This is a genomic window from Staphylococcus sp. HMSC061G12 (genome assembly GCF_001838465.1).
In the GTDB taxonomy this organism is placed as follows: Bacteria; Bacillota; Bacilli; order Staphylococcales; family Staphylococcaceae; genus Staphylococcus; species Staphylococcus simulans.
Map to the genome: position 1 here is coordinate 1 of NZ_KV837044.1, position 1,421 is coordinate 1,421.

1 protein-coding gene is annotated in these 1,421 nt (G+C 37.8%); it reads left to right on the forward strand.

The annotated features are described in order from the left end of the window. Positions 1-441: 441 nt before the first annotated feature. Positions 442-1,421: group II intron reverse transcriptase/maturase (gene ltrA / locus HMPREF2937_RS03770; protein WP_070864060.1), on the forward strand; the 980-nt coding region annotated here is incomplete at its 3' end.

Below are 1,421 nucleotides of genomic sequence, written 5' to 3' on the forward strand. Positions count from 1 at the left end.
GTTAGTGAAAGACAAGGGTGTCCATCGTGAGGTGGAATCTGAAGGAAGTCGGACGCAAACACTTGCACTGACGAACAGAAACATCATATCAAGGCTTATACGAACGGATGAGTTTGCACAACAAAACAAAGTCCAATACTGCCCAAATTCGTATGAGTAAATGATGCAGTGACATGAGTGGAAAGTGGTTAATCTTACCCGAGGAGGTCTCATAAGCGATTCTTCGAATCGTAGTAACAACGAATTATGAGAAGTCAGCAGAAGTCATAGTAGGGAAAATGTACCGAAGGACTGAACAATATTAAATACAGAGTAAAGAATGGAGGTTATAGATTTACGACGTACCGAAAACAATGGGAATTGGCAATCTGTGGATGATAAGTAGTGGAACGAAAAAAGATAAGCAGATGTGTACAGTAAATCTTAGTTGATATGAAAGAAATGTATCGTGAGTCTCCATCATTGATGGAACTTGTTGTAAGACCAAACAACATAGAGAAGGCAATCAAGAAAGTTATCAAAAACAATGGTTCTCCTGGAATTGATGGGATGAAGGTTAAAGAGTTAAATGCTCACTTCAGAGAATTCTATCCACAAATAAAAGAAAAACTGCTTAACGGTACTTATGAACCGCAAGCAGTTAAGAAAGTAGCCATTCCAAAACCAAATGGCAAAAAGAGAATTCTTGGAATTCCCGTCGCAAGGGATAGAGTTATCCAACAGGCAATCAAACAAGTTATCGAACCGACAATTAATCGTCAGTTTTCAAAACATAGTCATGGTTTCAGACCAAATCATAGTACAGGGACAGCATTGAAACAATGTATCCAATACTATGAAGAGGGTTATCACACAGTCGTAGACTGTGATTTGAAACAATGCTTTGATACATTGAACCATGATAAGTTGATGTACTTGTTTGAGCGCTTTATACAAGACAAAGCTATTTCTAAATTTATCCGCAAAAGTTTACAAAGCGGGTCTGCAGACCTGTCTGGCGAATACGCAGAAAGAAAGACAGGTGCCCCTCAAGGTGGAGTTATATCTCCCTTGTTGTGTAATATCTATTTGCATGAACTGGATAAAGAATTAGAGAAGCGCGGACACCGTTTTGTGAGATACGCTGATGACTTCGTCATCTTTGTAAAATCAAAACGTGCCGGACAACGTGTTATGGAAAGTATCACAAATTTTATCGAAAAAGACCTGAAATTAACAGTGAATAAAGATAAAAGTAAAGTGGGTTCTCCTACACGTTTAAAGTTCTTGAGTTGTCTGATAATGAAAACAAATGGCACTTGTCGTTTCAGACCCACTATGGAAGCAAAAAGAAATTTAAAAGCCAAATTAAAGTGGGTCACAAGAAGAAATAGACATGGCACATTCAAAGAAATTATAACAGAAATCAACGCAATTACTAG